Source organism: Modestobacter sp. VKM Ac-2979 (genome assembly GCF_026967995.1).
In the GTDB taxonomy this organism is placed as follows: Bacteria; Actinomycetota; Actinomycetes; order Mycobacteriales; family Geodermatophilaceae; genus Modestobacter.
The window spans coordinates 1-25,698 of record NZ_JAPVBO010000005.1 but is presented as its reverse complement, the minus strand read 5'-3'; the positions used below and the strand labels follow the sequence as shown (position 1 = coordinate 25,698).

The 25,698-nt window shown below is 74.4% G+C and carries 26 protein-coding genes; 18 read left to right on the top strand and 8 right to left on the bottom strand.

Translation table 11 applies throughout. From position 1 onward, the window contains the following. The first annotated feature begins 32 nt into the window (after positions 1–32). The gene (locus tag O2W15_RS14930) at positions 33–560 is read left to right on the top strand and encodes a DinB family protein (protein ID WP_269179956.1); all 528 of its coding nucleotides are present in this window, start codon (positions 33–35) and stop codon (positions 558–560) included. A gap of 91 nt (positions 561–651) precedes the next feature. Here O2W15_RS14930 and O2W15_RS14925 read toward each other — a convergent pair whose 3' ends face one another. The 3 genes from O2W15_RS14925 to O2W15_RS14915 all read right to left on the bottom strand — a co-directional run bounded on the left by O2W15_RS14925 (position 652) and on the right by O2W15_RS14915 (position 3,505). Continuing rightward, complete coding sequence (locus O2W15_RS14925) at positions 652–1,587, bottom strand: formate/nitrite transporter family protein (protein ID WP_269179955.1); 936 nt, start codon at positions 1,585–1,587, stop codon at positions 652–654. A 76-nt stretch (positions 1,588–1,663) separates the two neighbouring features. Further along, entirely contained in the window at positions 1,664–2,113 is a 450-nt protein-coding gene (gene cynS, locus O2W15_RS14920) for a cyanase (protein WP_269179954.1), read from the bottom strand. A gap of 240 nt (positions 2,114–2,353) precedes the next feature. After that, positions 2,354–3,505 (bottom strand): uroporphyrinogen-III synthase, encoded by a 1,152-nt coding sequence (locus O2W15_RS14915; RefSeq protein WP_269179953.1) that lies wholly within the window; start codon positions 3,503–3,505, stop codon positions 2,354–2,356. A gap of 138 nt (positions 3,506–3,643) precedes the next feature. Between O2W15_RS14915 and O2W15_RS14910 the strand changes: the two genes are divergently transcribed. From O2W15_RS14910 to O2W15_RS14890, 5 genes are all read left to right on the top strand, one after another. After that, positions 3,644–4,138, top strand: a complete 495-nt coding sequence (locus tag O2W15_RS14910) for a PH domain-containing protein (RefSeq protein ID WP_269179952.1) — start codon at positions 3,644–3,646, stop codon at positions 4,136–4,138. A 233-nt stretch (positions 4,139–4,371) separates the two neighbouring features. Beyond that, the gene (gene infC / locus O2W15_RS14905; RefSeq protein ID WP_331253879.1) at positions 4,372–5,049 is read left to right on the top strand and encodes a translation initiation factor IF-3; all 678 of its coding nucleotides are present in this window, start codon (positions 4,372–4,374) and stop codon (positions 5,047–5,049) included. A 92-nt stretch (positions 5,050–5,141) separates the two neighbouring features. Continuing rightward, positions 5,142–5,336, top strand: coding sequence for a 50S ribosomal protein L35 (gene rpmI / locus O2W15_RS14900; protein ID WP_036336530.1), 195 nt, complete (start codon positions 5,142–5,144; stop codon positions 5,334–5,336). A 37-nt stretch (positions 5,337–5,373) separates the two neighbouring features. Then, a complete protein-coding gene (rplT, locus tag O2W15_RS14895; protein WP_269165477.1) occupies positions 5,374–5,775 on the top strand; it encodes a 50S ribosomal protein L20 in 402 nt (133 codons plus the stop codon). Between the two features lie 107 nt (positions 5,776–5,882). Continuing rightward, a complete protein-coding gene (locus O2W15_RS14890) occupies positions 5,883–6,677 on the top strand; it encodes a TrmH family RNA methyltransferase (protein WP_269180269.1) in 795 nt (264 codons plus the stop codon). Position 6,678: 1 nt separating this feature from the next. Here the strand turns inward: O2W15_RS14890 and O2W15_RS14885 are convergent, their stop codons facing one another. Continuing rightward, a complete protein-coding gene (locus O2W15_RS14885; RefSeq protein WP_269179951.1) occupies positions 6,679–8,925 on the bottom strand; it encodes a diguanylate cyclase domain-containing protein in 2,247 nt (748 codons plus the stop codon). Positions 8,926–9,084: 159 nt separating this feature from the next. Between O2W15_RS14885 and pheS the strand changes: the two genes are divergently transcribed. From pheS to O2W15_RS14870, 3 genes are read left to right on the top strand one after another with little or no spacing between them, the layout of a single operon-like run. Then, positions 9,085–10,152 (top strand): phenylalanine--tRNA ligase subunit alpha, encoded by a 1,068-nt coding sequence (gene pheS, locus O2W15_RS14880; RefSeq protein ID WP_269165475.1) that lies wholly within the window; start codon positions 9,085–9,087, stop codon positions 10,150–10,152. Next, a complete protein-coding gene (gene pheT, locus O2W15_RS14875; RefSeq protein ID WP_269179950.1) occupies positions 10,149–12,662 on the top strand; it encodes a phenylalanine--tRNA ligase subunit beta in 2,514 nt (837 codons plus the stop codon). Before pheS ends, pheT begins: the two co-directional genes overlap by 4 nt. Continuing rightward, entirely contained in the window at positions 12,655–13,461 is an 807-nt protein-coding gene (locus tag O2W15_RS14870; RefSeq protein WP_269179949.1) for an SDR family NAD(P)-dependent oxidoreductase, read from the top strand. Before pheT ends, O2W15_RS14870 begins: the two co-directional genes overlap by 8 nt. A gap of 73 nt (positions 13,462–13,534) precedes the next feature. Here the strand turns inward: O2W15_RS14870 and O2W15_RS14865 are convergent, their stop codons facing one another. From O2W15_RS14865 to O2W15_RS14850, 4 genes are all read right to left on the bottom strand, one after another. Further along, positions 13,535–13,855: an STAS domain-containing protein gene (locus tag O2W15_RS14865; protein WP_269165472.1), complete on the bottom strand. Its 321-nt coding sequence runs from the start codon at positions 13,853–13,855 to the stop codon at positions 13,535–13,537. A 108-nt stretch (positions 13,856–13,963) separates the two neighbouring features. Further along, on the bottom strand, positions 13,964–14,401 hold the full coding sequence (locus tag O2W15_RS14860; protein WP_269179948.1) for a glyoxalase superfamily protein: 438 nt from the start codon (positions 14,399–14,401) through the stop codon (positions 13,964–13,966). Between the two features lie 24 nt (positions 14,402–14,425). Next, on the bottom strand, positions 14,426–14,884 hold the full coding sequence (arr, locus tag O2W15_RS14855) for an NAD(+)--rifampin ADP-ribosyltransferase (protein ID WP_269179947.1): 459 nt from the start codon (positions 14,882–14,884) through the stop codon (positions 14,426–14,428). 132 nt (positions 14,885–15,016) lie between these two features. Continuing rightward, on the bottom strand, positions 15,017–15,898 hold the full coding sequence (locus O2W15_RS14850) for a diacylglycerol/lipid kinase family protein (RefSeq protein WP_269165469.1): 882 nt from the start codon (positions 15,896–15,898) through the stop codon (positions 15,017–15,019). Between the two features lie 128 nt (positions 15,899–16,026). Between O2W15_RS14850 and argC the strand changes: the two genes are divergently transcribed. From argC to tyrS, 9 genes are read left to right on the top strand one after another with little or no spacing between them, the layout of a single operon-like run. After that, positions 16,027–17,067 (top strand): N-acetyl-gamma-glutamyl-phosphate reductase, encoded by a 1,041-nt coding sequence (gene argC / locus O2W15_RS14845; protein ID WP_269179946.1) that lies wholly within the window; start codon positions 16,027–16,029, stop codon positions 17,065–17,067. Beyond that, positions 17,064–18,215, top strand: a complete 1,152-nt coding sequence (gene argJ / locus O2W15_RS14840) for a bifunctional glutamate N-acetyltransferase/amino-acid acetyltransferase ArgJ (protein WP_269179945.1) — start codon at positions 17,064–17,066, stop codon at positions 18,213–18,215. The genes argC and argJ overlap by 4 nt, the downstream gene beginning before the upstream one ends. Then, entirely contained in the window at positions 18,212–19,255 is a 1,044-nt protein-coding gene (gene argB / locus O2W15_RS14835) for an acetylglutamate kinase (RefSeq protein WP_269165466.1), read from the top strand. Before argJ ends, argB begins: the two co-directional genes overlap by 4 nt. Next, a complete protein-coding gene (locus O2W15_RS14830) occupies positions 19,252–20,442 on the top strand; it encodes an acetylornithine transaminase (protein ID WP_269165465.1) in 1,191 nt (396 codons plus the stop codon). The genes argB and O2W15_RS14830 overlap by 4 nt, the downstream gene beginning before the upstream one ends. After that, entirely contained in the window at positions 20,439–21,389 is a 951-nt protein-coding gene (gene argF, locus O2W15_RS14825; protein WP_269179944.1) for an ornithine carbamoyltransferase, read from the top strand. Before O2W15_RS14830 ends, argF begins: the two co-directional genes overlap by 4 nt. Continuing rightward, complete coding sequence (locus O2W15_RS14820; protein WP_269165463.1) at positions 21,386–21,931, top strand: arginine repressor; 546 nt, start codon at positions 21,386–21,388, stop codon at positions 21,929–21,931. The genes argF and O2W15_RS14820 overlap by 4 nt, the downstream gene beginning before the upstream one ends. Continuing rightward, positions 21,928–23,370 carry an argininosuccinate lyase gene (gene argH, locus O2W15_RS14815; protein ID WP_269165462.1) on the top strand — a complete coding sequence of 481 codons (1,443 nt, stop codon included), beginning with the start codon at positions 21,928–21,930 and terminating at the stop codon, positions 23,368–23,370. Before O2W15_RS14820 ends, argH begins: the two co-directional genes overlap by 4 nt. Further along, complete coding sequence (locus O2W15_RS14810; RefSeq protein ID WP_269179943.1) at positions 23,334–24,050, top strand: DNA-3-methyladenine glycosylase; 717 nt, start codon at positions 23,334–23,336, stop codon at positions 24,048–24,050. Before argH ends, O2W15_RS14810 begins: the two co-directional genes overlap by 37 nt. Continuing rightward, positions 24,047–25,348 carry a tyrosine--tRNA ligase gene (tyrS, locus tag O2W15_RS14805; RefSeq protein WP_269179942.1) on the top strand — a complete coding sequence of 434 codons (1,302 nt, stop codon included), beginning with the start codon at positions 24,047–24,049 and terminating at the stop codon, positions 25,346–25,348. The genes O2W15_RS14810 and tyrS overlap by 4 nt, the downstream gene beginning before the upstream one ends. Positions 25,349–25,698 lie beyond the last annotated feature (350 nt).

The following is a 25,698-nucleotide window of genomic DNA, read 5'->3' as shown; positions in this document are numbered from 1 at the left end:
GTGCGGGGCGGGTGGTCCTACCGTCCAGGGGCATGACGGACCGACTCGTGCTGCCCGTGCTGCTCCGCGGCTGGGACGAGGCACGCGGACGACTGGACCAGCGGCTGGCCGGGCTGGACGACGCCGAGTACCTCGACGAGCCGGTGGACGGCGCCTGGTCGGTGCGCCGCGGGGACGACGGCAGCTGGACCGCGGACTGGGCCCACCCGGCCCCCGACCCGGCGCCGGTCACGACGATCGCCTGGCGGCTGTGGCACCTGGCCTCGGACTGCTTCGCCGACTACCTCGCCCAGACGCGGTCCGGGCGGCCGTTGGCGGTGACCGGCCGGGAGTGGCACGGCGACGCGGCCTCCGCGCTGCGGGACCTGGACACGGCCGCGACCGCCTTCCGCACGGCGATGACCGGTCTGGGGGAGGAGGGGATGTGGCGGCCCCTCGGACCGGACTGGGGGCCCTACGCCGACTCCAGCTGGGCCGACCTGCTGGTGCACGCCACCGACGAGCTGGCCCACCACGGTGCGGAGATCGCCCTGCTCCGCGACCTCTACCGCTGGCGCTGACGCGGGCCCGGCGGACCGACGACGAGGCGGCCGCTCCGGAGAGAGGCCGCCTCGTCGTCGTGCCCTGCGCGCCGCCGGCGCCGGTCAGGGGTCAGCGGGCCCCGACCGTGGTGGTGTCGGCGGCCGCGGCCGCGGCCGTGGTGTCGGCGGTCGTGGTGTCGGCCGTGGTGGTGTCGGCCGTCGTGGTGTCGGCCGGCACGGCGAGCACCGGGAGGACGGCGGCGTTGCGGGGGGCCGCGGTGCGGGCGTGGGTGGCGTACAGGGTCAGCCCGACGAAGGTCACCCCGCCCACCAGGTTGCCCAGCACGGTCGGGATCTCGTTCCAGATCAGGTAGTCCGAGACGGAGAAGTCGCCGCCCAGCATCAGGCCGGAGGGGAACAGGAACATGTTCACGATCGAGTGCTCGAAGCCCATGTAGAAGAAGACCAGGATCGGCATCCACATGGCCACGACCTTGCCGGTCACCGACGTCGACATCATCGCGGCGACGACCCCGGTGGAGACCATCCAGTTGCACAGCACCGCGCGCAGGAACAGCGTCAGCATCCCGGCGGCGCCGAACTCGGCGTACCCGACCGTGCGGCCCTCGCCGATGGAGCCGATCGCCTGGCCCACCTCGCTCGGCGGCATGGCGAAGCCGTAGGTGAAGATCACCGCCATGATCACGGCGATGGTGATCGCCCCGCCGAAGTTGCCGAGGAAGACCAGCCCCCAGTTCCGCAGCATGCCGCGCACGGTCACGCCCGGCCGCTTGTCGAACAGGGCCAGCGGCACCAGGGTGAAGACCCCGGTCAGCAGGTCGAAGCCGAGCAGGTAGAGCAGGCAGAAGCCGACCGGGAAGAGCAGCGCCCCGACGATGGGCTGGCCGGTCTGCACGGTGACGGTGACGGCGAAGGCCGCGGCCAGCGCCAGGATCGCCCCGGCCATGAACGCCCGGATCAACGTGTCGCGGGTGGCCATGAAGACCTTCGCCTCACCCGCGTCGATCATCTTGGTGGTGAAGTCCTTGGGGCTCACGTAGGACATGAGGTGCTCCTCGGCTGTGCGGAAGGGGTGGCCGGGCACGCGGGCGTCGCGGCGGGTGGCGGTGCGGGGACTCCGGTCACCACCGGTAGTCCAGGAACTTCCCGTCGAAGGTGACGACGACCCGGTCGCCGTCCGGGTCGGGCCGGCGGGCGATGTCGACGCGGAAGTTGATCGCGCTCATGATCCCGTCGCCGAACTCCTCGTGGATCAGCTCCTTGAGCGCCGGCCCGTAGACCGACAGCGCCTCGTGGAACCGGTAGACCGTGGGGTCGGTCAGGGTGGCCGGGTCGGCGCCGCGGGAGGGCTGCAGGCGCAGGCTCTCCTCGACGCTCTCGTCCAGCCCCAGCAGCAGGCAGGCGCACCGTGCCTGCTCCTGGGTCATCGGGTGCTGGCCCAGCAGGGCGGCGGTGGTCCAGACGACCGGCGCGCCGATCTCCTCGGCGAGCTGGGCCCAGGTCAGGCCACGCCTGATCCGGGCGGCGACCACCAGGGCGGCGGCGTCGGACTTCGGGAGGACGGGGGTCATCGAGCTCCTCGGGTGCGGTCGGCCGGGTCGTCCGGCCGGGCAACGCGAACGCTAGGGAGGAGCCGTTTCGGGACGGACGCGGCGACGTGACCCGCACGGAACAACGGCCGCACCGGCCCGGAGGCACCGGTGTGAGGGCCAGGACACGCGTTCGACCCCACCGGTCAGCGACGTGCCGGCCCGGCCGGCCGGGCGGTCCAGGAGGTCCAGCCGGCGAGGTGGTTCAGACGGCGGGGTGGTTCAGACGGCGAGGCGGTAGCCGCGCTTGACCACGGTCTGCACCACGGGCGCGCCCAGGGCGGCGCGCAGCCGGGTCACGGCCATCTCCACGGCGTGCGCGTCGCCGCCACCGGAGAGCTCGCCCAGCAGGTCGGCGCGGGAGACGACGACGCCGGGACGCCGGGCCAGGGCACGCAGCACCGCCATCGGTCCCGGCGCCAGCTCCACGAGCCGGCCGTCCAGGACGACGGCGTGCCCACGGACCTGCAGGCTGTGCGGACCGGAGTGCAGCACCGGGTGCCGGGCCGGCAGCTCGGCGACGACCGAGCGGGCCAGCGCACCGAGCCGGGCCCGCTCGGGCTGGACGGACCGGACGCCGGCGGCCTCGAGCGGAGCAGCGGTGACCGGGCCGACGGCGACCGGGAGCACGGCGTCGGTGAGGGCACTGAGGACGCCGGCGTACACGCCCTCCTCCTCGGCCACCTGCAGCAGGCTGGCGGCGGCCGGTGCGCTGGTGAAGGTGACCGCGTCGACGGCGCGCGCGGCGATCACCGCGACCAGGCGGCGCAGCGGAGCGGTGTCCTCGGGCAGCACCCAGCGGTAGACCGGCACCCTGATCACCTCGGCGCCGGCCCGCACCAGCCCGGCGACGAGCTCGGGCAGTGGGTCGCCGTGCAGCTGGACGGCGATCCGGCGGCCGGGCAGCGGGCCCTCGGCCCCGGACAGCAGGTGCGACAGCACCTCGGCCGAGCTCTCCGACTCCGGTGACCAGGCATCGACCAGGCCGGCCCCGCGGATCGCGCCGCGGGCCTTCGGTCCACGGGCCAGCACCCGGGCGGTGGCCAGGTGCTCGCGCAACGGCAGGTCCCAGGCCTCGGCGGCCTCCAGCCAGCCGCGGAAGCCGACCCCGGTGGTGGCCACGACCAGGTCGACCGGTGCGGCCAGCACCTCCCGGGTGGCGGTGACCAGGTCGGCGTCGTCGGACAGCGGCACGATCCGGATCGCCGGGGCGTACAGCACCCGGGCGCCCCGGCGGTCCAGCAGTGCGCCCAGCTCCTCGCTGCGGCGGGCCGCGGTGACCGCGACCGTGTAGCCGGCCAGCGGCAGCAGGTCCGGCACCGGGGGCTCTCCGGCAGGGCTGGCCACGGGGTGGTCGAGCTGGCTGTCGGTCACCCGTCCATGGTGCGTCCTCGGTGTTCCATCCGTGTGACGTGCAGCCCCACACCCCGGACGTCCGGGGCGCGGGAGGCGGCGTCGCCGTCCCCACCTGCACGTCTGCGCCGCGCCCGCTGGAGCGGGCAGGATGGTGACGTGCCCGCCCATCCCACGCCCTCCCCGGTCTCCGCCGTCCCGCGCCGGTTGCGGGTGATCACCGCGCTGATGGCGGCCGGCCTGGTGCTCGTGATGAGCGTGGTCGCCGTCCTGCTGAAGGAGTCGACCACCGGCGTGGTGTCCTTCCGGACCGCCGACCAGGTCGCCATGGTGGGGCTGGGCGTCGCGATGGGGGCCGGGGTGATGCTGCTGGGCCGGTCCCGGGTGGACGCCGACGCCGACGGTGTGCGGATCCGCAACGTCGTCATCAACCACGAGGTGCCCTGGTCGGCGGTGCGCGCCGTCCGCTTCGACCAGCACTCGCCGTGGGCGAGCCTGCTGCTGGGCAACGACGACGAGGTGGCCATCGGAGCCGTCCAGGCAGCCGACGGGGAGCGGGCGCTGACCGCCGTCCGGGGGCTCCGGGCGCTGCTCGCCGACCACCAGGCGCGCAACCCCGCGCCGCAGGAGGAGCTGCTGTACCCCCGGGAATGACGGCGGGGGCCCGGGCGCTGTACTGTGGGCGTGCCTCCCCCCGCTACATCGAGGCGCGAGAACCACAGCGGCCGCGGTCTGCAGAGACCGTTGCCGCTGACCAAAGAGGAGCCCGCTCCCACCTGGCGCCGCACAGGCGCTCAGGTCCCCGGTTCGCGCAGGTCGGCCCCGGTCGACTCGCGCGGCCGCACGAGCACCCCCGCCCCGGGGTGCCCGCTGCGGTGACCCGGCGAGTGGGCCCCGTGAGCACCAGCTCACGGGGCCTTTCTGCGTCGGAGCCCGGGACGGGTGCGACTCCTCCCCGCAGCAGCAGAGGAGAGGCCATCACCGAGCCCCGCATCAACGACCGTATCCGCGTTCCCGAGGTCCGCCTGGTCGGACCGGAGGGCGAGCAGGTCGGCATCGTGCCGATCGGCGAGGCGCTGCGCCTGGCCCAGGACTCCGAGCTCGACCTGGTCGAGGTCGCGCCCATGGCCCGGCCCCCCGTCGTCAAGCTCATGGACTACGGGAAGTTCAAGTACGAAGCCGCGCAGAAGGCCCGTGAGGCCCGGCGGAACCAGGCGCTCACCGTCATCAAGGAGATGCGGCTGCGCCTCAAGATCGACCCGCACGACTACGAGACCAAGAAGGGCCACGTCGAGCGCTTCCTCAAGGGCGGCGACAAGGTCAAGATCACCGTGATGTTCCGCGGTCGCGAGCAGTCCCGCCCCGAGATGGGCTACAAGCTGCTGCAGCGGCTGGCCGGCGACGTCGCCGACCTCGGGGTGGTGGAGTCCAACCCGAAGCAGGACGGCCGGAACATGGTCATGGTGATCGCGCCGCACCGGAACCAGGCGGCGACCGACGACGCGCGGCGCTCCGCCAAGGCCGAGAAGCAGGCGGCATCCGGCGAGCAGGCCCCCCCGGCCTGAGCCGGGAGAGGGCCCCGCACCACCGAGACGGCCCGCGCCGGGAGCAGCCCCCTGCTCCCGGCGCGGACACACACGCAGACGAGGACGAGGACATGCCGAAGAACAAGACCCACAAGGGCGCGGCCAAGCGCATCCGCGTCACGGGCACCGGGAAGCTGGTGCGTGAGCACACGAACAACCAGCACAAGTTCGAGCACAAGTCCTCGAGCCGGAAGCGCCGGATCAGCGGCATCGAGGTGCTCTCCCCGGCGGACAACAGCCGGATGAAGAAGCTCCTCGGTCTCTGACCGTCCCCTTCCGTAACCAGCAGACAGGAGCTCTCACGTGGCACGCGTGAAGCGGGCGGTCAACGCCCAGAAGAAGCGCCGTACGACCCTCGAGGCAGCCAGCGGTTACCGCGGCCAGCGCTCGCGGCTGTACCGCAAGGCCAAGGAGCAGATCCTCCACTCGGCCACCTACAACTACCGCGACCGCAAGGTCCGCAAGGGTGACTTCCGCAAGCTGTGGATCACCCGGATCAACGCCGCGGCCCGGCAGAACGACATGACCTACAACCGGTTCATGCAGGGCCTCAAGCTGGCCGGCATCGAGCTGGACCGTCGCGTCCTGGCCGAGCTCGCCGTGAACGAGCCCGCCACCTTCGCCACCCTGGTGGAGTCCGCCCGGGCCGCGCTCGCCGCGAACCCCGAGGCGGCCGGCACCCAGGCCCCCACCCAGGCCGCCTGAGCACCCCCGTACCACCTGACGACGCCGTCGCCGGTGGGTCCCCGAGACCCACGGGTGGCGGCGTCGTCGTCTGCGCCCACCCGCCGAGAGGAACCCCCGTGCCCGACATGCTGACCGAGCGCTCGGCGCGGATCGCCACCGCCCGCAAGCTCACCCGGCGCAGCGGTCGGGACGACGCCGGGGCCTTCCTCGCCGAGGGGCGGCAGGCGGTCAGCGAGGCACTGGCCGAGGCCCAGGACGACCCGGGCGCCGTCCTCGAGCTGTTCGTCACCGAGGCCGCGGCGACCGCCCACCGGGACCTGCTGGCCGCTGCCCGGGTGCCCGTGCACGTGGCCACCGACCGAGCGGTCGCCTCGCTGTCGGAGACGGTGACGCCGCAGGGGCTGGTCGCCGTCTGTGCGCTGCGCGACGTGCCGGCCGAGACGCTGGTGACCGATCCGCCGCGGCTGGCGGTGGCCCTGGCCGAGCTCGCCGACCCCGGGAACGCCGGCACGGTGCTGCGCACCGCCGACGCCTGCGGCGCCCGCACCGTGGTCTTCGGCGCCGGCTCCGCCGACCCCTACAACGGCAAGGTGGTGCGCAGCAGCGCCGGCAGCCTGTTCCACGTCGACGTCGTGCGCAGGGCACCGCTGGCCGAGCTCGTGCCGCAGGTGCAGGCCGCGGGGACGACCGTGCTGGCCGCCGACGGCGGGGGAGAGGTGGCCCTGGACGCCGCCGGGGACGAGGGGCTGCTCGGCGGGCCGGTGCTGTGGTTGTTCGGCAACGAGGCCCGCGGGTTGGACCCCGCGCTGGCCGCGCTCGCCGACGCGCGGGTGCGCATCCCGATGCGGGGCCGGGCGGAGAGCCTCAACCTGTCGGTGGCCGCCTCGATCTGCCTCTACGCCACGCAGCTCGCCGAGTAGCTCAGAGGCCGGCCGGGTGCTTGGCGGCGTACATCCGGGCGTCGGCCCGGTGCAGCAGCGGGCCGAACTCGGCGCCGTCGTCCGGGTGGACGCTGATCCCGACGCTGGCCTGCACCTGCACGGTCTGGGTGCACAGCACCACCGGTTCGGTCACCGCCGCCACCAGCTGCTCGGCCACCTGGCCGGCCTCGCGCAGCGCCGTCGACGGGTCCAGCCCGAGCAGCCCGACGAGGAACTCGTCGCCGCCGAGCCGGGCCAGCAGGTCTCCCCGGCGCAGCCGGCCGCGCAGCCGGTCGGCGACCACCTGCAGCAGCTCGTCCCCGGCGGCGTGGCCCAGGGCGTCGTTGACCGCCTTGAATCCGTCGAGGTCGAGGAAGAGCAACGCAACCGCTGAGCCGTCGAGCCGGGCCTGCCACAGCGCGGACTCCATCCGCTCCTCGAAGCGGCGCCGGTTGGGCAGCGCGGTGAGCGGGTCGGTGTAGGCGAGCTCCTCGATCTGCGCCAGGTGCTGGCGGGTGCGGTCGCGCTCACGGAGCAGCTCCCGCTCCGCGGTCACCCGGCCGGTGACGTCGGTCTGCACGCCGATGTACTGGACGACGTCGCCGGCGGCGTTGAGAACCGGGGCCAGGTGGATCTCGTTCCACCACGGCTCCCGGCCGGGCCCGCGGTGGTTGAGCAGCGTGGCCCGGAACTCCGCGCCCTCCCGGATGGCCTGGCGCATGCGGTCCACCGTGCCCGGGTCGGTGTCCGAGCCCTGGAGGAAGCGGCAGTTGCGGCCCAGCACCTCCCCGGCCTCCAGGCCGGCGAGCTGTTCGAAGGCGGCGTTGACGTACACCAGTGGCTGGTCCGGCGCCGTCATGTCCGCGATCGTGACCCCGCTGGTCGTCGCCGCCAGGGCGCGCTGCAGGAGCACCTCGTCCGGCGTGCGGCCGGCGGCGTCCGCGGCGGCCGGGGCAGCCGTCGGGACGGCGACCTCCGGCACCGTCTCGACTGGGAGCGGCTCGGCGGCGACCCGCGCGACCAAGGAGACCCCCGCGCGTTCGACCGTCCGCCGGTCGTAGGTGAGGGCGTACTCGTAGCGGCGCTGCATGTCCGGGCCGCCGTCGCCGAGGTCCCGGGCCAGCAGCGCGGCACTGAAGTGCGGGCTCAGCACGACGACGTCCCACTCCCCGCGCACCGGGTCGGCCGGCGCGAGGTGGGCGCCGCGCACCCCGGGCAGCGGCTCGACCGGCAGGTCGGCACCGAGCGCGCACACGAAGCCCGTGCGGGCGACCAGGTCCCGGTAGCGGAGCCCGGTCGCGGGGGTGAAGTGCCGGGCCTCCTGGAAGGTGGCGGCGACCACGCAGGTCTCACCGAGCCGCATGGCCTGGCGCTCCAGGTGCTTGCTCAGTTCGATGAGCAGCGCCTTCGGTGCGGTGCGCAGCTTCGTCCCGTCCGGCAGGCAGCTGAACGGGGAGGTCTCCGCGTTGCCGACCGCGCCGCTCGTGCCGGGCAGCTCCAGCCGGCCGACCTCCCGGTCCGGCACCGCGGTGGCGCCCGGCCGGCCGAAGTGCCAGCCCTGCCCGAGGCTGGCGCCCAGCGCGCGCGCCATCGCCAGGTGGGCCTCGTCCTCGATCCCCTCGGCCAGGATGAGCGCCCCGGTGCGCTCGGCGTAGCCGTTGACCGCGTTCATGATCTCGGCGACCGCCGGGCCGGGCCGCTGCTGGACCAGGCGCAGGTCGAGCTTGACCACGTCGGGACGCAGCAGCGGCATGAAGGCCAGGGACATCGACTCGGCCCCGACGTCGTCCAGGGCGATGCCCCAGCCCACCTCACGGACCCGTTCCACGGCACGAAGCAGGTCCGCCGGGCGGGTGGCCAGCGCCCGCTCGGTGATCTCCACGACGACCCGCAACCCCGCCGGGGCGGTGGTGGCGATGGCCAGCAGCTCCTCCAGCGGCGCGGACTCCAGCACCTGCGGCTCGACGTTGACGAACACCGTCAGCGGCGGGCCGAGCTCCGCGGCGACCGCACCGCGCAGCGCGGCGGACCGGCACAGCGCGTCCAGCTCGGCGAGCCGGCCGGCCGACCGGGCGGCGGCGAAGAGGGCGTCGGGGGTGTGCAGCGGTCCCTGCGGGCCGCGGGCGAGCGCCTCGTAGGCGACGACGCGGCCTGAGTCCAGCTCCACGATCGGCTGGTACAGGCTGTGCACGCTGCCGGAGGCGAGCACCGCGTCGATCGTCGCGACAGGGGCGTGGGTCGAGGTCACGACCGGGGGATCGGCGTCGGCGGGCCCGAACCCACAGGTCGCGGGTCGCAGTACCACCCCTGGGGGTGAGCCCGGGGTCCGTCGTCCGGGGCCGTCGCCGTGATGGTGGCGCCCGACCCGGGCGCGCCGAGCCGGTGCGTCCGGGCAGAATGGCCTCCCGTGTCTGGCGCCAACGACCCCTATGACCCCAAGCAGGTCGCCGCGCTGTCCGCGGAGGCCCTCGACGCGGCGGTGCAGGCAGCGATCGATGCCTTCTCCGCCGCCGGTGACCTGGAGGCCCTGGCCGCCGTCCGCCCCGCGCACCTGGGCGATCGCGCGCCGGTGCTGCTGGCCCGCCGCGAGCTCGGCGCGCTGCCCCCACACGCCCGCTCGGACGCCGGCAAGCGGGTCAACGCCGCCCGCGTCGCGGTCACCGAGGCCCACGCCGCCCGGCTGGCGGTGCTGGAGGCAGAGCGTGACGAGCGGGTCCTCGCCGAGGAGCGCGTCGACGTCACGCTGCCCTGGGACCGTGCCCTGCCCGGCGCCCGGCACCCGCTCACCACGCTGACCGACCGCATCTCCGACGTCTTCGTCGGGATGGGCTACGAGATCGCCGAGGGCCCGGAGCTCGAGGCCGAGTGGCTGAACTTCGACGCGCTGAACACCGGCCCGGACCACCCGGCGCGGTCGCTGGCCGACACCTTCTTCGTCGCGCCCGAGGACTCCGGGCTGGTGCTGCGCACGCACACCAGCCCGGTGCAGGCGCGCACGATGCTCGAGCGCCGGCCGCCGATCTACGTGGTCGCGCCCGGCCGGGTCTACCGCACCGACGAGCTGGACGCCACGCACACCCCGGTCTTCCACCAGGTCGAGGGCCTCGCCGTCGACCGCGGCCTGACCATGGCCCACCTGCGCGGCACCCTGGACCACCTGGCCCGCCAGCTGTTCGGCGCCGACGCGCTGACCCGGTGGCGGCCGCACTTCTTCCCCTTCACCGAGCCGTCGGCGGAGTTCGACGTCTGGTTCCCCGAGCACCGGGACGGGCCGCGCTGGGTGGAGTGGGGCGGCTGCGGGATGGTCAACCCCCGGGTCCTGGTCGCCTGCGGCATCGACCCCGAGGAGTACACCGGCTTCGCCTTCGGGATGGGCATCGAGCGGGCGCTGCAGTTCCGCTCCGGGGTCGGCGACATGCGCGACATCGTCGAGGGCGACGTCCGCTTCACGAGTGCGTTCGGAGTTGAGCAGTGAAGGTCCCCGTCAGCTGGCTGAGCGAGCACGTCGACATCCCCGCGGGGACGACGGTCGAGGAGCTGGACGAGGCGTTCGTCCGGCTCGGCTTCGAGGTCGAGGAGGTGCTCCGGCCACCGGTCACCACCGGCCCGCTCGTGGTCGGCCGGGTGCTGGAGATCGAGGAGCTCACCGGCTTCAAGAAGCCGATCCGGTACTGCCAGGTCGACGTGGGGGAGGAGGCTTCGCCGGGGGCTGGTGGGCGGGATGTACGAGGCATCGTCTGCGGCGCCCGCAACTTCGCCGTCGGCGATCTGGTCGTCGCGGCGCTGCCCGGTGCGGTGCTGCCCGGGGACTTCGCCATCGCCGCCCGGACGACCTACGACCACGTCTCCGACGGGATGATCTGTTCGGTCCGCGAGCTGGGCATCGGGGAGGACCACGCCGGCATCCTGGTGCTCGGGCAGGAGGGCTTCACCCCCGGGAAGCCGGCCGCCGGCGTCCTCGGTCTGGACGAGGTCGTCTTCGACCTCGAGGTGACCCCCGACCGCGGCTACGCGATGAGCCTGCGGGGCATCGCCCGAGACCTGGCCGGGGCGCTCGGCGTCGACTGGCGCGACCCGGCCGCGCTCACGCCCCCGGCCTGGTCCGGTGAGCCGGGCTGGGCCGTCGAGGTGGCCGACCCGGGCCGCTGCGACCGCTTCTCCATGGTGGCGATGGAGGGCCTGGACGCGACCGCGCCCAGCCCGTGGGAGCTGCGCCGGCGGCTGGCCCAGTGCGGCATCCGCAGCATCTCCCTCGCCGTCGACGTCACGAACTTCGTGATGCTCGAGCTCGGCCAGCCGATGCACGCCTTCGACCGCGACACCGTCACCGGGTCGATCACAGTGCGCCGGGCGGCCGACGGCGAGCGGCTGACCACGCTGGACGGCGTCGACCGGGCGCTCACCGGCGACGATCTGCTGATCGCCGACGAGTCCGGGCCGATCGGGCTGGCCGGGGTGATGGGCGGCGCTTCGACCGAGATCGGCTCGACCACCACCGCGGTGCTGCTGGAGGCCGCGCACTGGGAGCCGGCCGGCATCGGGCGCGGGGTGCGCCGGCACAAGCTGCCCAGCGAGGCGGCCAAGCGCTTCGAGCGGGGCACGGACCCCGACGTCACCGTCGTGGCGCTCGCCCGGGCCGCCGCGCTGCTGGCCCAGTACGGCGGCGCCCACGTCGTCGGTGCACCCGTCGACCTCGACGTGCGCGGCCCGCGCCCGGTGATCGCGCTGGACGCCGGCCGGCCCGGCCGGATCGCCGGCGTGGAGTACCCGCGGTCGCAGGTCGTGGAGGTGCTGCAGGCGATCGGCGCGACGGTCGAGGGGGACGGCCAGCAGCTGCAGGTCACGCCCCCGTCCTGGCGCGGTGACCTCACCGACCCGGCCGACCTGGTCGAGGAGGTCGTCCGCTACCTGGGCTTCGACGAGATCCCCTCCGTGCTGCCGACCGCGCCGCCGGGTCGTGGGCTCACCGAGCGCCAGCGCCGCCGGCGCAGCATCGGCCGCGCCCTCGCCGACGCCGGCTACGTCGAGGCGCCGTCCTACCCGTTCGTGGGGGAGGCGCAACTGGACGCCCTCGGCCTGCCCGCGGACGACGCCCGGCGGTCGCTGATCACGCTGCGCAACCCGCTGTCGGAGGAGGCCCCGGCGATGCGGACGACGCTGCTGCCCGGGCTGCTGGCCACGCTCGCCCGCAACCTGGCCCGCGGGCAGCGCGACGTCGCCGTGTTCGAGCACGGTGCGGTCTTTCCGGGCGGGCCGCGCACCCAGGCCCCGGTGCCCGGGGTCGACCGGCGCCCCGGCGACGACGTGCTGGCGGCGCTGCTCGGCGCGGTGCCCGAGCAGCCCTGGCACGTGGGCGTGGTGCTGGCCGGGAACCTCGAACCCCGCGGCTGGTGGGGGCCGGGCCGCCCGGGCACCTGGGCCGACGCCGTGCAGGCGGCGCGGACCGTGGCCGCCGCGGCCGGTGTCGAGCTGACCGTGCGGGCCGGTGAGCTGGCGCCCTGGCACCCGGGCCGCTGCGCGGAGCTGCTCGTCGGCGACCGGGTCGTCGGCCACGCCGGGGAGCTGCACCCGCGGGTCTGCTCGGCGCTCGACCTCCCTGCGCGCACCTGCGCCATGGAGCTCGACGTCGACGCCCTGCCCGCCGCGCCGGTGGCCGTCGGGCCGCACGTCTCGACCTTCCCGCCGGTACACACTGATCTGGCAGTCGTGGTGCAGCGGGAGATCCCAGTGGCGGATGTCGAGGCAGCACTTCGTCGTGGTGCGGGCGACCTCCTCGAGAGCATCGACCTCTTCGACGTCTACGAGGGGGACCGAGTCGAGGAGACGGATAAGTCTCTTGCCTACGCGCTAACCTTCCGGGCCGCGGACCGCACGTTGACTCGCGGCGAGGTGGCCGAGGCCGTCGCTGCTGCCCTGAGCGCTGCAGCTGCTGATGCAGGCGCCATTCTTCGTGGAGCAATTGGAGAGGCGGGCTCGCGTGACTGACTTGAGCGGCACGGTCGCGCTGGTCACCGGGGCGTCGGCCGGGATCGGCCGGTACCTGGCGCAGGGGCTGGCCGAGCGCGGCGCAACCGTGGCCGGGCTGGCGCGGTCGGCCGACCGGCTGCACGCGGCGATGGCCGAGGTCGCCGACGCCACCGGTGTCCGCACCCTGGCGGTGGCCGCCGACGTCACCGACCCCGGCGCGGTGCAGGCCGCGGTCACCCAGGTGACCGCAGACCTCGGGCCGGTCACCCTGCTGGTCAACAACGCCGGCCTCATCGACGCCGCCGAGGTGCCGCTGTGGGAAGCCGACCCCGACCAGTGGTGGCAGGTCGTGGAGAGCCAGGTGCGGGGGCCGTTCCTGGTCTCCCGCGCCGTCGTCCCCGGGATGATCGCCGCCGGCGGTGGCCGGGTGATCGGGCTGGCCAGCGGTCTGGGCACCCGGGGGAGCGACGTCTACAGCGCCTACTCGGCCGGCAAGACCGCGCAGATGCGGATCACCGAGGCGATCGACCTGGCCGGCGCGGCGCACGGGGTGCGCGCGTTCGACCTGGCGCCGGGCGTGATCGACACCGAGATGACCCGGGCGATGCCGATGCACGCCGGGCGCACCGAGTGGACCCGCCCGGAGGACGTGGTGGCCCTGGCCCTGGCGATCGCCGCCGGTGAGCTGGACCAGTGGTCGGGGCGGTTCTTCCGGGCGGGCGCCGACGACCTCGACGTGCTGCGCGCCACCACCCCCGAGGGCACCGCCCGCCAGTTGCGCCTGCGGCCGTACGGAGCCGACGACCCGGTCGGCTGAGCCACCGCGGTGGCCGAGGCCGTCAGCCGACCGCGGGGCCGAGACGGTCAGCGGTCTGCGGTGCCCGCCGCGGTCAGCAGACCGCGGCGAAGAGCACGGCGGCGCCGGTGACCTCGAGCATCCGGCGGACCAAGGGGGAGGGCCGGCGGAGCTCGGGCAGCTCGCCTGCCCGGCGGGCATGCTCGGTCTCCCGCACCAGCAGCCGCAACGCCCGGCCGTCCAGGAAGGTGGCCGCCGAGAGGTCGACGGCGCCCGCCCCGGGGGTACGCGGCCCGCCGGCGTCCCAGGCCTCGACCACCAGGCTGTCGACCTCCCCGCACAACCGGAGCACGGTCACGCCGTCCTCCTCGACCAGGTCGATCCCGCCGGACGGCTGCTGCTGGACCTCGTGCATGGCGGTGTTCCTCCCCTGCCCGGCGTCGTTCGCCGGGCACGGGGGACTCTGCACCGCCCTGCTGACAGAACGCCCTCAGCAGTCCGAGGACCGGCTGTGCGGCGACCGTCAGGAGGCCGGTTCCTCGACGACCCAGATCGTGTTGCCGTCGGGGTCGCGGACCGCGAACAGCAGCGGCGCGCCGGGCACCCGGGTCGGGGCCGGGTCGAGGTCGACGTCCCCGCGGGCAGCGAGCCGACGGTGCTCGGCGAGCACGTCGGTCGACTCGACCCCGACCGAGCCGCCGCCGGGGGAGCCGCCCATCGGCGGGTTCAGCGCCAGCCGGGCGGAGGAGCCGGGCGGGGCGACCTCCAGCCAGCGGTCCGCGCCGTCCGCACCGAAGCGCTCGTCGCCGCGCACCTCGAAGCCGAGCACCTCGGTGTAGAAGGCCCGGGCGGCGTCCTGGTCGCTGACGGAGAACATGGTGACCGCGAGCTGGGTCAGGGTGGTTGTCAGGTCCTGGGTCTGCGTCATGCCGGTCAGACCGGTGGCGACGGCCCAACTCATCGGTGGACGGCCGCGCACAGCCGGTCAGTCCTCGATGACGTCCCGGCCCTCCGCCCGCAGCAGTGCCAGGTGGTCCAGCATCCCCTGGAGCGCCTCCGGGTCGTGGCCCTGCCAGCTGTCCAGCTCGCTGACGACGCGCAGCGGGTGGCGGGTCCGGTAGGACCGGGTGGGGTTGCCCGGGAACCGCTTGTCGGTCACGTTCGGGTCGTCCTCGAACGGGCCCAGGGGCTCCACGACGTAGATGCGTCCCGGCTCCCCGCCACCGGCGAGTGCAGCCGCCAGCTCCGCGCCCCAGGCGGCGGTGTCCACGAGCGCGGTGAAGTAGACGTGGTTGGACACCCGGCCCTCCTGGAAGTTCGAGCCGTGGCCGGGGACCAGCTCGACACCGGCCACCAGGGCTGTCCTGGTCCCGTGGAAGAAGGGGCCTGGGACGTGCCCGCAGCTGTCGTAGGTCGCGGGGACGGGGAGGCTGCTCTCGTCCATGGCCGGATCTCCTCGGGGTCGTCTCGGTCGGCTGCTGCGCTGCGGTGTCAGCCGGACCAGCCTGTCGCGGACTGGCCGGCCTGCGGGCGGCGTGACCTCCTCGCCACCTGGGACCCCCGCGGGTCCCGCGCGTCAGAACACGGTGGCCAGCGCCCGTGGCGCGATGTCCACGGTGACCAGCGTGTCGGGCTCGAGCTCCACCAGCTCGCCGTCCAGCTGCAGCGGCATGGGGACCAGGGTGGTGAAGGCGTAGTGGGTCGCGCTCGGCTGCCGGCCGAGCCCCCGGGTCGCGGCGCGCAGCGCGGTGCTGAGGACCCGGAGCTTCCCGGTCCGTCGCTGGGCGATCACCTCGAACCGGCCGTCGTCGGGGCGGGCGCCCTCGCTCAGCGTGGCCACCTTCGCCATCTGGGCGATGTTGGCGAAGAGCAGGCTGTCGATGGTGCGCTCCTCGCCGTCCTCCTGGCGGATCGGGAAGGGCCGGAAGCGGGTGAAGCCGCGGAGCACCGAGAGCGCCTCCCGCCACGAGCCCTTGCCGCCCTTCTCGATGTCGACCGCGATCACGGGGGTGAGCCCGGCCCCGATGTAGGAGTGGGCGTACCGCACCTGGGCGTCGCTGCCGCTGCCGAGCGTGAGCCGCAGCAGGTCGATCCGCCGGACGTCGCCGGCCACGATCGCGTCGGCCAGGTGGTGCTCGCGCGTCGTCCGCCGGTGGTCGTTGGCGTTGCCGGCCGCCCGCACCGCGCAGACGGCGTCCGGGTTGCCGGCCTGCATGACGCCGTCGACGACCTCGTTGTAACCGCCGTCCCCGCTGACCGAGACCAGCAGCGGCCGCCCCGTGGCAGCGGCCTCGCGGGCCAGCTCGCGGGCGTGGCCGGCGCGCTGGGTCGGGCAGAGCTCCACGGGGACGGCGGGGAGCCGCTCGGCCAGCTCGGCACGCAGTTCCTCGGCCGACTCCGGTGCCTCGCCGGTGCTGTGTGGGTTGAAGATGACGACGATCCGGTCGAACACGCTCACAGGTGCGGGCCTCCTCGGCGATGGACGGGCTCGGCTGCCCGTTCGCTCCCTGCCCGGGAACGCGGTCCGGCACGCACTGGCCCACCTCAGACTGCACAGTCATGCACGGCCAGGTATGGTCATGCATCGTGAACAGCGAACAGACGTGGACGGTCGGGGTCACCGGCGCCACCGGGTACGCCGGGGGTGAGGTGTGCCGGCTGCTGGCCGGGCACCCGAACCTCCGGCTGACCGGGGTGCATGCCAACTCGAGCGCCGGCCGACGCCTGGGTGAGCTGCAGCCGCACCTGCTGCCCTACGCCGACCTCGAGGTCCAGGGCAGTGACGCGGCCTCGCTGGCCGGCTACGACGTCGTCGTGCTGGCACTCCCGCACGGGGAGTCCGCGGCGATCGCGGCCCAGCTGCCCGCCGACACGTTGGTCATCGACTGCGGCGCCGACCACCGGCTCAACGACCCGGCCGCCTGGGCCCGCTGGTACGGCGGCGAGCACGCCGGCCACTGGCCCTACGGGCTGCCCGAGCTCCCCGGCCAGCGGGAGCAGCTGACCGGTGCCCGGCGGATCGCCGTCCCGGGCTGCTACCCGACCTCGGTCACCCTGGCGATGGCCCCGGCGCTGGCCGCCGGGCTCGTGACGCCGGACGTCGTGGTGGTCGCGGTGAGCGGCACCTCCGGGGCGGGCAAGAGCGCCAAGACCCACCTGCTCGGCAGCGAGGTGATGGGCTCGGCCAGCGCCTACGGCGTGGGCGGGGTCCACCGGCACACCCCGGAGATGGTGCAGAACCTGGCGCAGGCCGCCGGGGAGCCGGTCCGGATCAGCTTCACCCCGACCCTGGTGCCGATGAGCCGGGGCATCCTGGCCACCTGCTCGGCCCCGCTGGCCGACGGCGTGGACGCCGCCCGGGCCCGGGCCGCGTACCAGGAGGCCTACGGCGACGAGCCGTTCGTGCACCTGCTGCCCGAAGGCCAGTGGCCCACCACGGCCGCGGTGCTCGGTGCGAACACCGTGCAGCTGCAGGTGGCGATCGACCCGGACGCCGGCCGGCTGGTCGTGGTGGCCGCCGTCGACAACCTCACCAAGGGCACCGCCGGCGCCGCCCTCCAGTGCGCCAACCTAGCCCTGGGCCTCCCCGAGACCACGGGTCTCCCGACCGTCGGAGTCGCACCGTGAGCGTCACTGCCCCTCAGGGGTTCCGCGCGGCCGGCGTCGCCGCCGGCCTGAAGTCCAGCGGCGCGCCGGACGTCGCACTGGTCGTCAACGACGGGCCGGACGACGCTGCGGCCGCCGTCTTCACCACCAACCGGTTCCCGGCAGCCCCCGTGCTGTGGAGCCGGCAGGCGCTCGTCGACCACCGGCTGCGCGCGGTCGTGCTCAACTCCGGCGGCGCCAACGCCTGCACGGGGCCCGAGGGCTTCGGCGACACCCACACCACCGCCGAGCACGTCGCGGCCGAACTCGGGCTCGGTGCCGTCGACGTCGCGGTGGCCTCCACCGGCCTGATCGGCGTGCGGCTGCCGATGGACACGCTCCTCGCCGGGGTCGGCGCCGCGGTCGCGGGGCTGTCCGCCGACGGCGGCCCGGACGCCGCCCGGGCGATCATGACCACCGACTCGGTGCCGAAGACGACGGTGCAGACCGGGGACGGCTGGACCATCGGCGGGATGGCGAAGGGCGCGGGCATGCTGGCCCCCTCGCTGGCCACGATGCTCGTCGTCCTCACCACCGACGCCGTCGTGCCGGCCGAGGTGCTCCAGCCGGCGCTGCGGGCGGCGACCAGCGTCAGCGTCGAGCGCGTGGACTCCGACGGCTGCCTGTCCACCAACGACACGGTGATCGTGCTGGCCAACGGCGCCAGCGGGGTCACGCCCAGCGCGGAGGAGTTCACCGCCGCGCTCACCGCGGCCGCCACCGACCTGGCGATGCAGCTCCTCGCCGACGCCGAGGGCTCGACCAAGGACATCGCGATCACCGTCCGCAACGCGGCCAGCGTCGCCGACGCGGTCACCGCCGGCCGGGCCTGCGCCCGGAACAACCTGCTCAAGACCGCGCTGTTCGGCAACGACCCCAACTGGGGCCGGGTGCTGGCCGCGATCGGCACCACCGACGCGGCGTTCGAGCCCGACCAGGTGGACGTGACCATCAACGGCGTCACGGTCTGCCGCGCCGGCGCGATCGGCGACCCGCGCGAGGGCGTCGACCTGTCCGGCCGGGCCATCACGATCGACGTCGACCTGCGGGCCGGCAGCGAGCAGGCCACGATCTGGACGAACGACCTGTCCCTCGCCTACGTCCACGAGAACTCGGCCTACTCGACATGACCACTGACCCGACCAGCAGCGACAGCCCGGCGCAGGACCCCACCCCGCCCGACGTCGCCCCCGATCTCGCCACCCCGCCGGCCCGGCGTTCGGTGGGCACCCCCCGCGTCATGCGCACGCACGACCCCGAGGGCGACGCGCGCAAGGTCGCCGTCCTCACCGGTGCGCTCCCCTGGCTGCGGGAGTTCCACGGCCGGATCGTGGTGGTGAAGTACGGCGGGCACGCCATGGTCGACGAGCAGTGCCGACGCGCCTTCGCCGAGGACATGGTGTTCCTGCGGACCTGCGGGATCCTGCCGGTCGTCGTGCACGGCGGCGGCCCGCAGATCAACGGCATGCTCAGCCGGCTGGGCATCGAGAGCGAGTTCCGCGGCGGGCTGCGGGTCACCACCGAGGAGACGATCGACGTCGTCCGGATGGTGCTGACCGGTCAGGTGGGCCCCGAGGTGGTCGGCCTGATCAACTCCTACGGCCCGCTGGCCGTGGGGCTGTCCGGTGAGGACGGCGGCCTGTTCACCGCCGAGCGCACGCACGCGATCATCGCCGGCGAGCCGGTGGACGTCGGCCTGGTCGGTGACGTCGTCGCGGTCGACCCCGCCCCGGTCCACGCGCTGCTCGAGGCCGGGCACATCCCGGTCGTCGCCACCGTCGCACCGGACGCGCACGGCCAGGTGCACAACGTCAACGCCGACACCGCCGCCGCGGCGCTCGCGGTCGCCTTGGGCGCGGTGAAGCTGGTCGTGCTCACCGACGTCGAGGGGCTCTACGCCAACTGGCCCGACCGCGACTCGCTGGTCCAGAAGATCGACGCGACCGAGCTGGCCGAGATCCTCCCGACCCTGGACGCCGGGATGATCCCGAAGATGGCCGCCTGCCTGCGGGCGGTCGAGGGCGGCGTCCGCCGGGCCACCGTCATCGACGGGCGCCTCCCGCACGCCCTGCTGCTGGAGACCTTCACCACCGAGGGCACCGGGACGATGGTCGTCCCGGCCGGCACCGACACCACAGCACCGACACCGGAGGGAGTGACCGCACCATGACGCACACCGAGGAGCTGGCCACCCGCTGGTCGGCCGTGATGATGGGCAACTACAAGACCCCGCCGGTGGCACTGGCCCGCGGCGCGGGTGCGACCGTCTGGGACGTCGACGGGCGGGAGTACACCGACCTGCTCGGCGGGATCGCCACCACGATCCTCGGGCACGCCCACCCGGCGGTCGTGCACGCGATCACCGCCCAGGCGCAGCTGCTCGGCCACGTGTCCAACCTGGCCATGCACGAGCCGGGGGTGCTGCTGGCCGAGCGGCTGCTGGAGCTCGCCGGCCGGCCGGGGCGGGTCTTCTTCTGCAACTCCGGGGCCGAGGCCAACGAGGCCGCGTTCAAGCTCAGCCGGCTGACCGGGCGGCCCGAGGTGGTCACCGCGATCGGCTCCTTCCACGGCCGCACCATGGGCTCCCTCGCGCTCACCGGGCAGCCGGCCAAGGCCGCCGCCTTCGCCCCGCTGCCCGGCGGCGTGCAGCACGTCCCGTACGGGGACGCCGACGCGCTGTCGGCCACCGTGGGCGAGCAGACCGCGATGGTGCTGCTGGAGCCGATGCTGGGGGAGGGCGGCGTGCTGCCGGCCCCGCCCGGCTACCTCGCCGCGGCCGCGGAGACCGCCCGCGCCGCGGGTGCCCTCTTCGCCGTCGACGAGGTGCAGACCGGCAGCGGGCGCACCGGGCAGTGGTTCGCCCACCAGTCCGACGGCCTGCAGCCCGACGTCGTGACCCTGGCCAAGGCCCTCGGCGGCGGCCTGCCGCTGGGCGCCACCCTGGCCTTCGGCGCAGCCGCGGACCTGATGACCGCGGGTTCGCACGGCTCCACGTTCGGCGGCAACCCGATCGTCGCGGCCGCCGCACTGGCGGTGCTGGACACCATCCGGGACGAGGGGCTGCTGGAGCGCGCCAAGGAGATCGAGCACCGGGTCGCCGCCGGCGTCGACGCGCTGGGCCACGAGGGGATCAGCGGCGTCCGGGGCCGGGGCGCGCTGCTCGGCGTCGTCCTCACCGCGCCGGTCGCCGCCGCGGTCGAGACCCACCTGCGGGCGGCCGGTTTCCTCGTGAACGGGGTGGCCGCCGACGTCGTCCGGCTGGCGCCGCCGCTGGTCGTCACCGACGCCCAGCTCGACGCGTTCGTCGCCGCCCTCCCCGCCGCACTGGACGCCGCCCTGCGGGACGCGGACCAGTGACGGTCCGGCACCTCACCCGGGACGACGACCTCACCCCAGCGGAGCAGGCGGAGGTCCTCGCGCTGGCCGCGCAGCTCAAGGCCGGCCGGCACACCGCTGCCGCGCCGACCCCGCTGCGCGCGGACAACGGCACCCAGCGCACCGTCGCGGTGCTGTTCGACAAGCCCTCCACCCGCACCCGGCTCTCCTTCGCCGTCGGCGTCACCGAGCTCGGCGGGCAGCCGCTGGTCATCGACGGCGCGGCCAGCCAGCTCGGCCGCGGGGAGTCGGTGGAGGACACCACCCGGGTGCTCGACCGGCAGGTCGCCGCGATCGTCTGGCGGACCTCGGGCCAGGAGCGGATGGACGCGATGGCATCGGTCAGCCGCGTCCCGGTGGTCAACGCGCTGACCGACACGTTCCACCCGTGCCAGGTGCTCGCCGACCTGCAGACGGTGCTCGAACGGCGCACGCAGCTGGCCGGGCTGACCCTCAGCTACCTGGGCGACGGCGCCAACAACATGGCCCACTCCTACCTGCTGGGCGGCGCCCTGGCCGGCATGCACGTGCGGATCGGCTCGCCGGAGGCCTTCCAGCCCGACCCGGCCGTGCTGACCCGGGCGGGGCAGATCGCGAAGGAGACCGGTGGGTCCGTGCAGTGGACCGCCGACCCGGCCGCCGCCGCCGACGGCGCCGACGTGCTGGCCACGGACGCCTGGGTGTCGATGGGCCAGGAGTCCGAGCACGCCGCCCGGACCGGCCCGTTCGTGCCGTACGCCGTCGACGAGCAGGCGCTGACCCGGGCCGCCGACGACGCCGTCGTCCTGCACTGCCTGCCGGCCTACCGCGGCAAGGAGATCGCCGCCTCGGTCATCGACGGGCCGCAGAGCGCCGTGTGGGACGAGGCGGAGAACCGGCTGCACGCGCAGAAGGCCCTGCTGCTGTGGTTGCTGGAGCGGTCGGGGTGACCACCGCGCTGACCCGCTCCGCCCGGCACGCCCGGATCGCCGAGCTGATCACCGCCGGCCCGGTCACCTCACAGACCCAGCTGGCTCGCCTGCTGGCCGAGTCCGGGGTCGACGTCACCCAGGCGACGCTCTCCCGCGACCTCGAGGAGCTCGGCGCGGTCAAGCTGCGCGGGTCCGACGGGGCGCCGGCCTCCTACGTGCTGCCGCCGGAGAACGCCCCGCTGCGCCCGGCGCAGTCGGCACCGGCCCGGCTGACCCGGCTGCTGGCCGACCTGCTCACCAGCGCCGAGGGCAGCGCGAACCTCGCCGTCGTCCGCACGCCGCCGGGCGCCGCCCAGTTCCTCGCCTCCGGGCTGGACAAGGTGGGGCTGCCCGACGTGCTGGGCACCATCGCCGGGGACGACACTCTGATGGTCGTCTCGCGCGACCCCCATGGGGGCCCCGCGCTCGCCGCCCGGCTGCGCGCGCTCGCCGAGCGCGCCCGGCCGGCGCACGGGGACGACACCGACCTGCAGGCCGACGTGGAAGAGAGCGCAGAGTGACCGAGGGCAACGCCGGCAGCCAGACCCGACTGTGGGGCGGCCGTTTCGGCGGCGGCCCGTCACCGGCGATGGCGGCGCTGTCGAAGTCCACCGACGTCGACTGGCGGCTGGCGCCCTACGACCTGGCCAGCTCACGGGCGCACGCCCGGGTGCTGGAGCGGGCCGGGCTGCTGACCGTCGACGAACTGGCCAGGATGATCGGCGCGCTCACCGAGCTGTCCGCCGAGGTCGGTGACGGCACGTTCGCCCCGATCGAGGCCGACGAGGACGTGCACGAGGCGCTCGAGCGGGGCCTGCTGGAGAAGCTCGGCCCGCTGGGCGGCAAGCTCCGCGCCGGCCGCAGCCGCAACGACCAGGTCGCCACCGACCTCCGGCTGTACCTGCGGCACAACGTGCGCCGGCTGGTCGGCGAGCTCGCCGCGCTGGAGAAGGCGCTGGTCGGGCTGGCCCTGCGCTACCGCGACGTCGCCGCCCCGGGGATGACCCACCTGCAGCACGCCCAGCCGGTGCTCATCGCCCACCAGCTGCTCGCGCACGCCCACTCGCTGGCCCGCGACGTCGACCGGCTGCTGGACTGGGACCGGCGGGCAGCGGTCAGCCCGCTGGGCTCCGGCGCGCTGGCCGGGTCCTCGCTGGCGCTGGACCCCGACGCCGTCGCCGCGGAGCTCGGCTTCGACCGGGCCGCCGACAACAGCATCGACGCGGTCAGCGACCGCGACTTCGCCGCGGAGTTCTGCTTCGTCGCGGCCCTGCTCGGCGTGCACCTGTCCCGGCTGGGGGAGGAGGTCGTGCTCTGGACGTCGACCGAGTTCGGCTGGGCGCGGCTGGACGACGCCTGGGCGACCGGGTCGTCGATCATGCCGCAGAAGAAGAACCCGGACATCGCCGAGCTGGCCCGGGGCAAGGCCGGCCGGTTCGTCGGCAACCTGACCGGGCTGCTGACCATGCTCAAGGGCCTCCCGCTGGCCTACGACCGTGACCTGCAGGAGGACAAGGAGCCGGTCTTCGACTCGGTCGAGCAGCTGCTCCTGCTGCTGCCTGCGGTCACCGGGATGGTGGCCACCCTGACGCTGCGCCCGGAGGTGATCGAGGCCGCCGCCCCCCAGGGGTTCGCGTTGGCCACCGACGTCGCCGAGTGGCTGGTGTCCAACGGTGTCCCGTTCCGGTCCGCGCACGAGATCAGCGGCTCGATGGTCGCCTTCTGCGAGGAGGCCGGCCTCGAGCTCGACGAGCTGGACGACGACCAGCTCGCCGGCATCGACGAACGGCTCACCCCGGAGGTGCGGTCGGTGCTGACCGTCCCCGGTGCCCTGGCGGCCCGGCAGGCCCGCGGCGGGACGGCGCCGGAGCGGGTCGCCGAACAGCTCCGGTCGCTCTCCGAGCTCGCCCGTGAGCACACCGAGTGGGCGTCGTGGTCACCGGTGGCCGGGGCCCTCTAGCCCGCGTGGTCGCCGACCTCCCGCCGTCCGACCGGCCCGGGCCGGGTCCGCTCCTCACCGAGGAGGACCTGCTCGGGCCGGTCGACGAGGTCGCCCGGTCGCTGCTGGGGTGCTGGGTGGTGACCGACCGGCCGGACGGGCGGGTCGCGCTGCGGCTCACCGAGGTGGAGGCGTACTCCGGGCAGGGGGAGGACCCGGCGTCGCACGCCCACCGGGGCCCGACCCCGCGGGCGGAGATCATGTTCGGCCCGCCTGGCCGGCTGTACGTCTACTTCAGCTACGGGGTGCACTGGTGCGCCAACGTCGTCGTCGGCCCCGCCGGTCGCGGCTCAGCGGTCCTGATGCGTGCCGGTGAGGTGGTGGTGGGGGAGTCGCTGGCCCACTCCCGTAGGCCGGCCGCACGGGTCGCGCGGGACCTGGCCCGCGGCCCGGCCCGGCTCACCCAGGCGCTGGCCATCGGCCCCGACGACCGGGGGACCGACCTGCTCGACCCCGCCTCATCCGTTCGTCTGCACGCCGGGGGAGCGCCCGCCGGTGTCTCGGCCGGCCCGCGGGTCGGGATCAGCGTGGCCACCGAGCTCCCCTGGCGCTTCTGGGAGACCGAGGCCCCTTCGGTGAGCGTCTTCCGGGCGGGCGGGAAGCCGCGGCGCCGGGCTGCCAGGCAAGATGGGCGACCGTGACCTCCGCACCTTCTGTGATCGACGAGCTGCACCGCCGCGGGCTGATCGCCCAGAGCACCGACGAGGAGGCGCTGCGCGCCCATCTCGCGGAGGGGCCGGTCACGTACTACTGCGGCTTCGACCCCACCGCGGCGAGCCTGCACGTCGGTCACCTGATCCAGTTCATGGTGCTGCGGGCCCTGCAGCGGGCCGGGCACCAGCCGATCGTCCTGGTCGGTGGCGCCACCGGGCTGATCGGTGATCCCCGGCCGTCGTCGGAGCGCCAGCTGAACGACCCCGCGCAGGTGGCCACCTGGGTGGACGGGATCCGCCGCCGGGTGGCTCCCTTCCTCGACCTGCCGGCCGCCGAACAGGGGCTGCGGGAGCCGATCTACGTCGACAACCTGGACTGGACGTCGCCGCTGTCGGCGATCGACTTCCTGCGCGACCTCGGCAAGCACTTCCGGGTCAACCGGATGCTGGCCAAGGAGGCCGTCTCGGCTCGGCTGAACTCCGACGCGGGGATCAGCTACACCGAGTTCAGCTACCAGATCCTGCAGGCCAACGACTTCCGTGAGCTGTTCCGGCGGCACGGCTGCACGCTGCAGAGCGGTGGCTCCGACCAGTGGGGGAACATCACCGCCGGCACGGACCTGGTGCGGCGGACCGAGGGGGCGTCGGCGCACGCCCTGGCCACCCCGCTGATCACCACGGCCGACGGCAAGAAGATCGGCAAGACCGAGGGCGCCACCATCTGGCTGGACCCGGAGCACACCAGCCCGTACGCGTTCTTCCAGTACTGGCTGAACATCGACGACGTCGACGCCCGGGCCTGGCTGCCGCTGTTCTCCGAGCGCCCGGCCGAGGAGGTGGCGGCGCTGATCGCGGAGTCCGCGGAGCGTCCGGCGTCCCGGGCACCGCAACGCGCGCTGGCCGAGGAGCTCACCCGGCTCGTGCACGGCCCTGCGGAACTGGCCCAGGCGGAGGCCGCCGGCCGGGCCCTGTTCGGCCGGGCCGAGCTCACCGAGCTGGACCCGCAGACGCTGACCGCAGCCCTGACCGAGGCGGGCGCGGTCGAGATCGAGGACCCTGCGCTGTCGGTCGCCGCCCTGTTCCAGCGGGCGGGGCTGGCGTCGTCCCTGACCGATGCGCGGCGCACGGTCAAGGAGGGCGGCGCCTACGTCAACAACGTCCGGGTCACCGACGCCGACGCCGCACCCGCCCCCGGGGACTGGTTGACCGGGGGGTGGCTGGTGCTGCGGAAGGGCAAGCGGCTGGTGGCCGGCGTGCACTGTCCCGGGACCGGTCCGGCCACCTGAGCTGGGCGATCGCCGGCCGCACGGACCGGGCGTCCGTGGCGTGTGAACGCCAGGTGACGGCCATGTCTCGGGCAGGTGGCGCGCGTCACCCGACCCGGGTTTGACACCTCCGGCAGAGCCACGTAACTTTCTCTCTGCGCCGGGAACGACCGCGAGGCCGGGACCGGGCGCCGAGCAGGACAACACAAGCCGGAGACGACGACCTGAAAGGGTCTGGTTCGCCGCGCGTCCGCTCCTTGAGAACTCAACAGCGTGCCGAAAGTCAGTGCCAAGTATCAATACCCCCATTCGGCGTCCTTCGGGGTGTCGTTGGGATTCCTTTGGTTGATTGAACGAGAGTGCCAACTCTC

Coding starts and splice junctions, on each gene's coding strand:
- O2W15_RS14930 (WP_269179956.1), top strand. CDS start 33: ATGACGGACCGACTCGTGCTGCCCGTGCTGCTCCGCGGCTGGGACGAG.
- O2W15_RS14925 (WP_269179955.1), bottom strand. CDS start 1,587: ATGTCCTACGTGAGCCCCAAGGACTTCACCACCAAGATGATCGACGCG.
- cynS (WP_269179954.1), bottom strand. CDS start 2,113: ATGACCCCCGTCCTCCCGAAGTCCGACGCCGCCGCCCTGGTGGTCGCC.
- rpmI (WP_036336530.1), top strand. CDS start 5,142: ATGCCGAAGAACAAGACCCACAAGGGCGCGGCCAAGCGCATCCGCGTC.
- O2W15_RS14890 (WP_269180269.1), top strand. CDS start 5,883: ATGCTGACCGAGCGCTCGGCGCGGATCGCCACCGCCCGCAAGCTCACC.
- O2W15_RS14865 (WP_269165472.1), bottom strand. CDS start 13,855: ATGCACGAGGTCCAGCAGCAGCCGTCCGGCGGGATCGACCTGGTCGAG.
- O2W15_RS14860 (WP_269179948.1), bottom strand. CDS start 14,401: ATGAGTTGGGCCGTCGCCACCGGTCTGACCGGCATGACGCAGACCCAG.
- arr (WP_269179947.1), bottom strand. CDS start 14,884: ATGGACGAGAGCAGCCTCCCCGTCCCCGCGACCTACGACAGCTGCGGG.
- argB (WP_269165466.1), top strand. CDS start 18,212: ATGACCACTGACCCGACCAGCAGCGACAGCCCGGCGCAGGACCCCACC.
- O2W15_RS14830 (WP_269165465.1), top strand. CDS start 19,252: ATGACGCACACCGAGGAGCTGGCCACCCGCTGGTCGGCCGTGATGATG.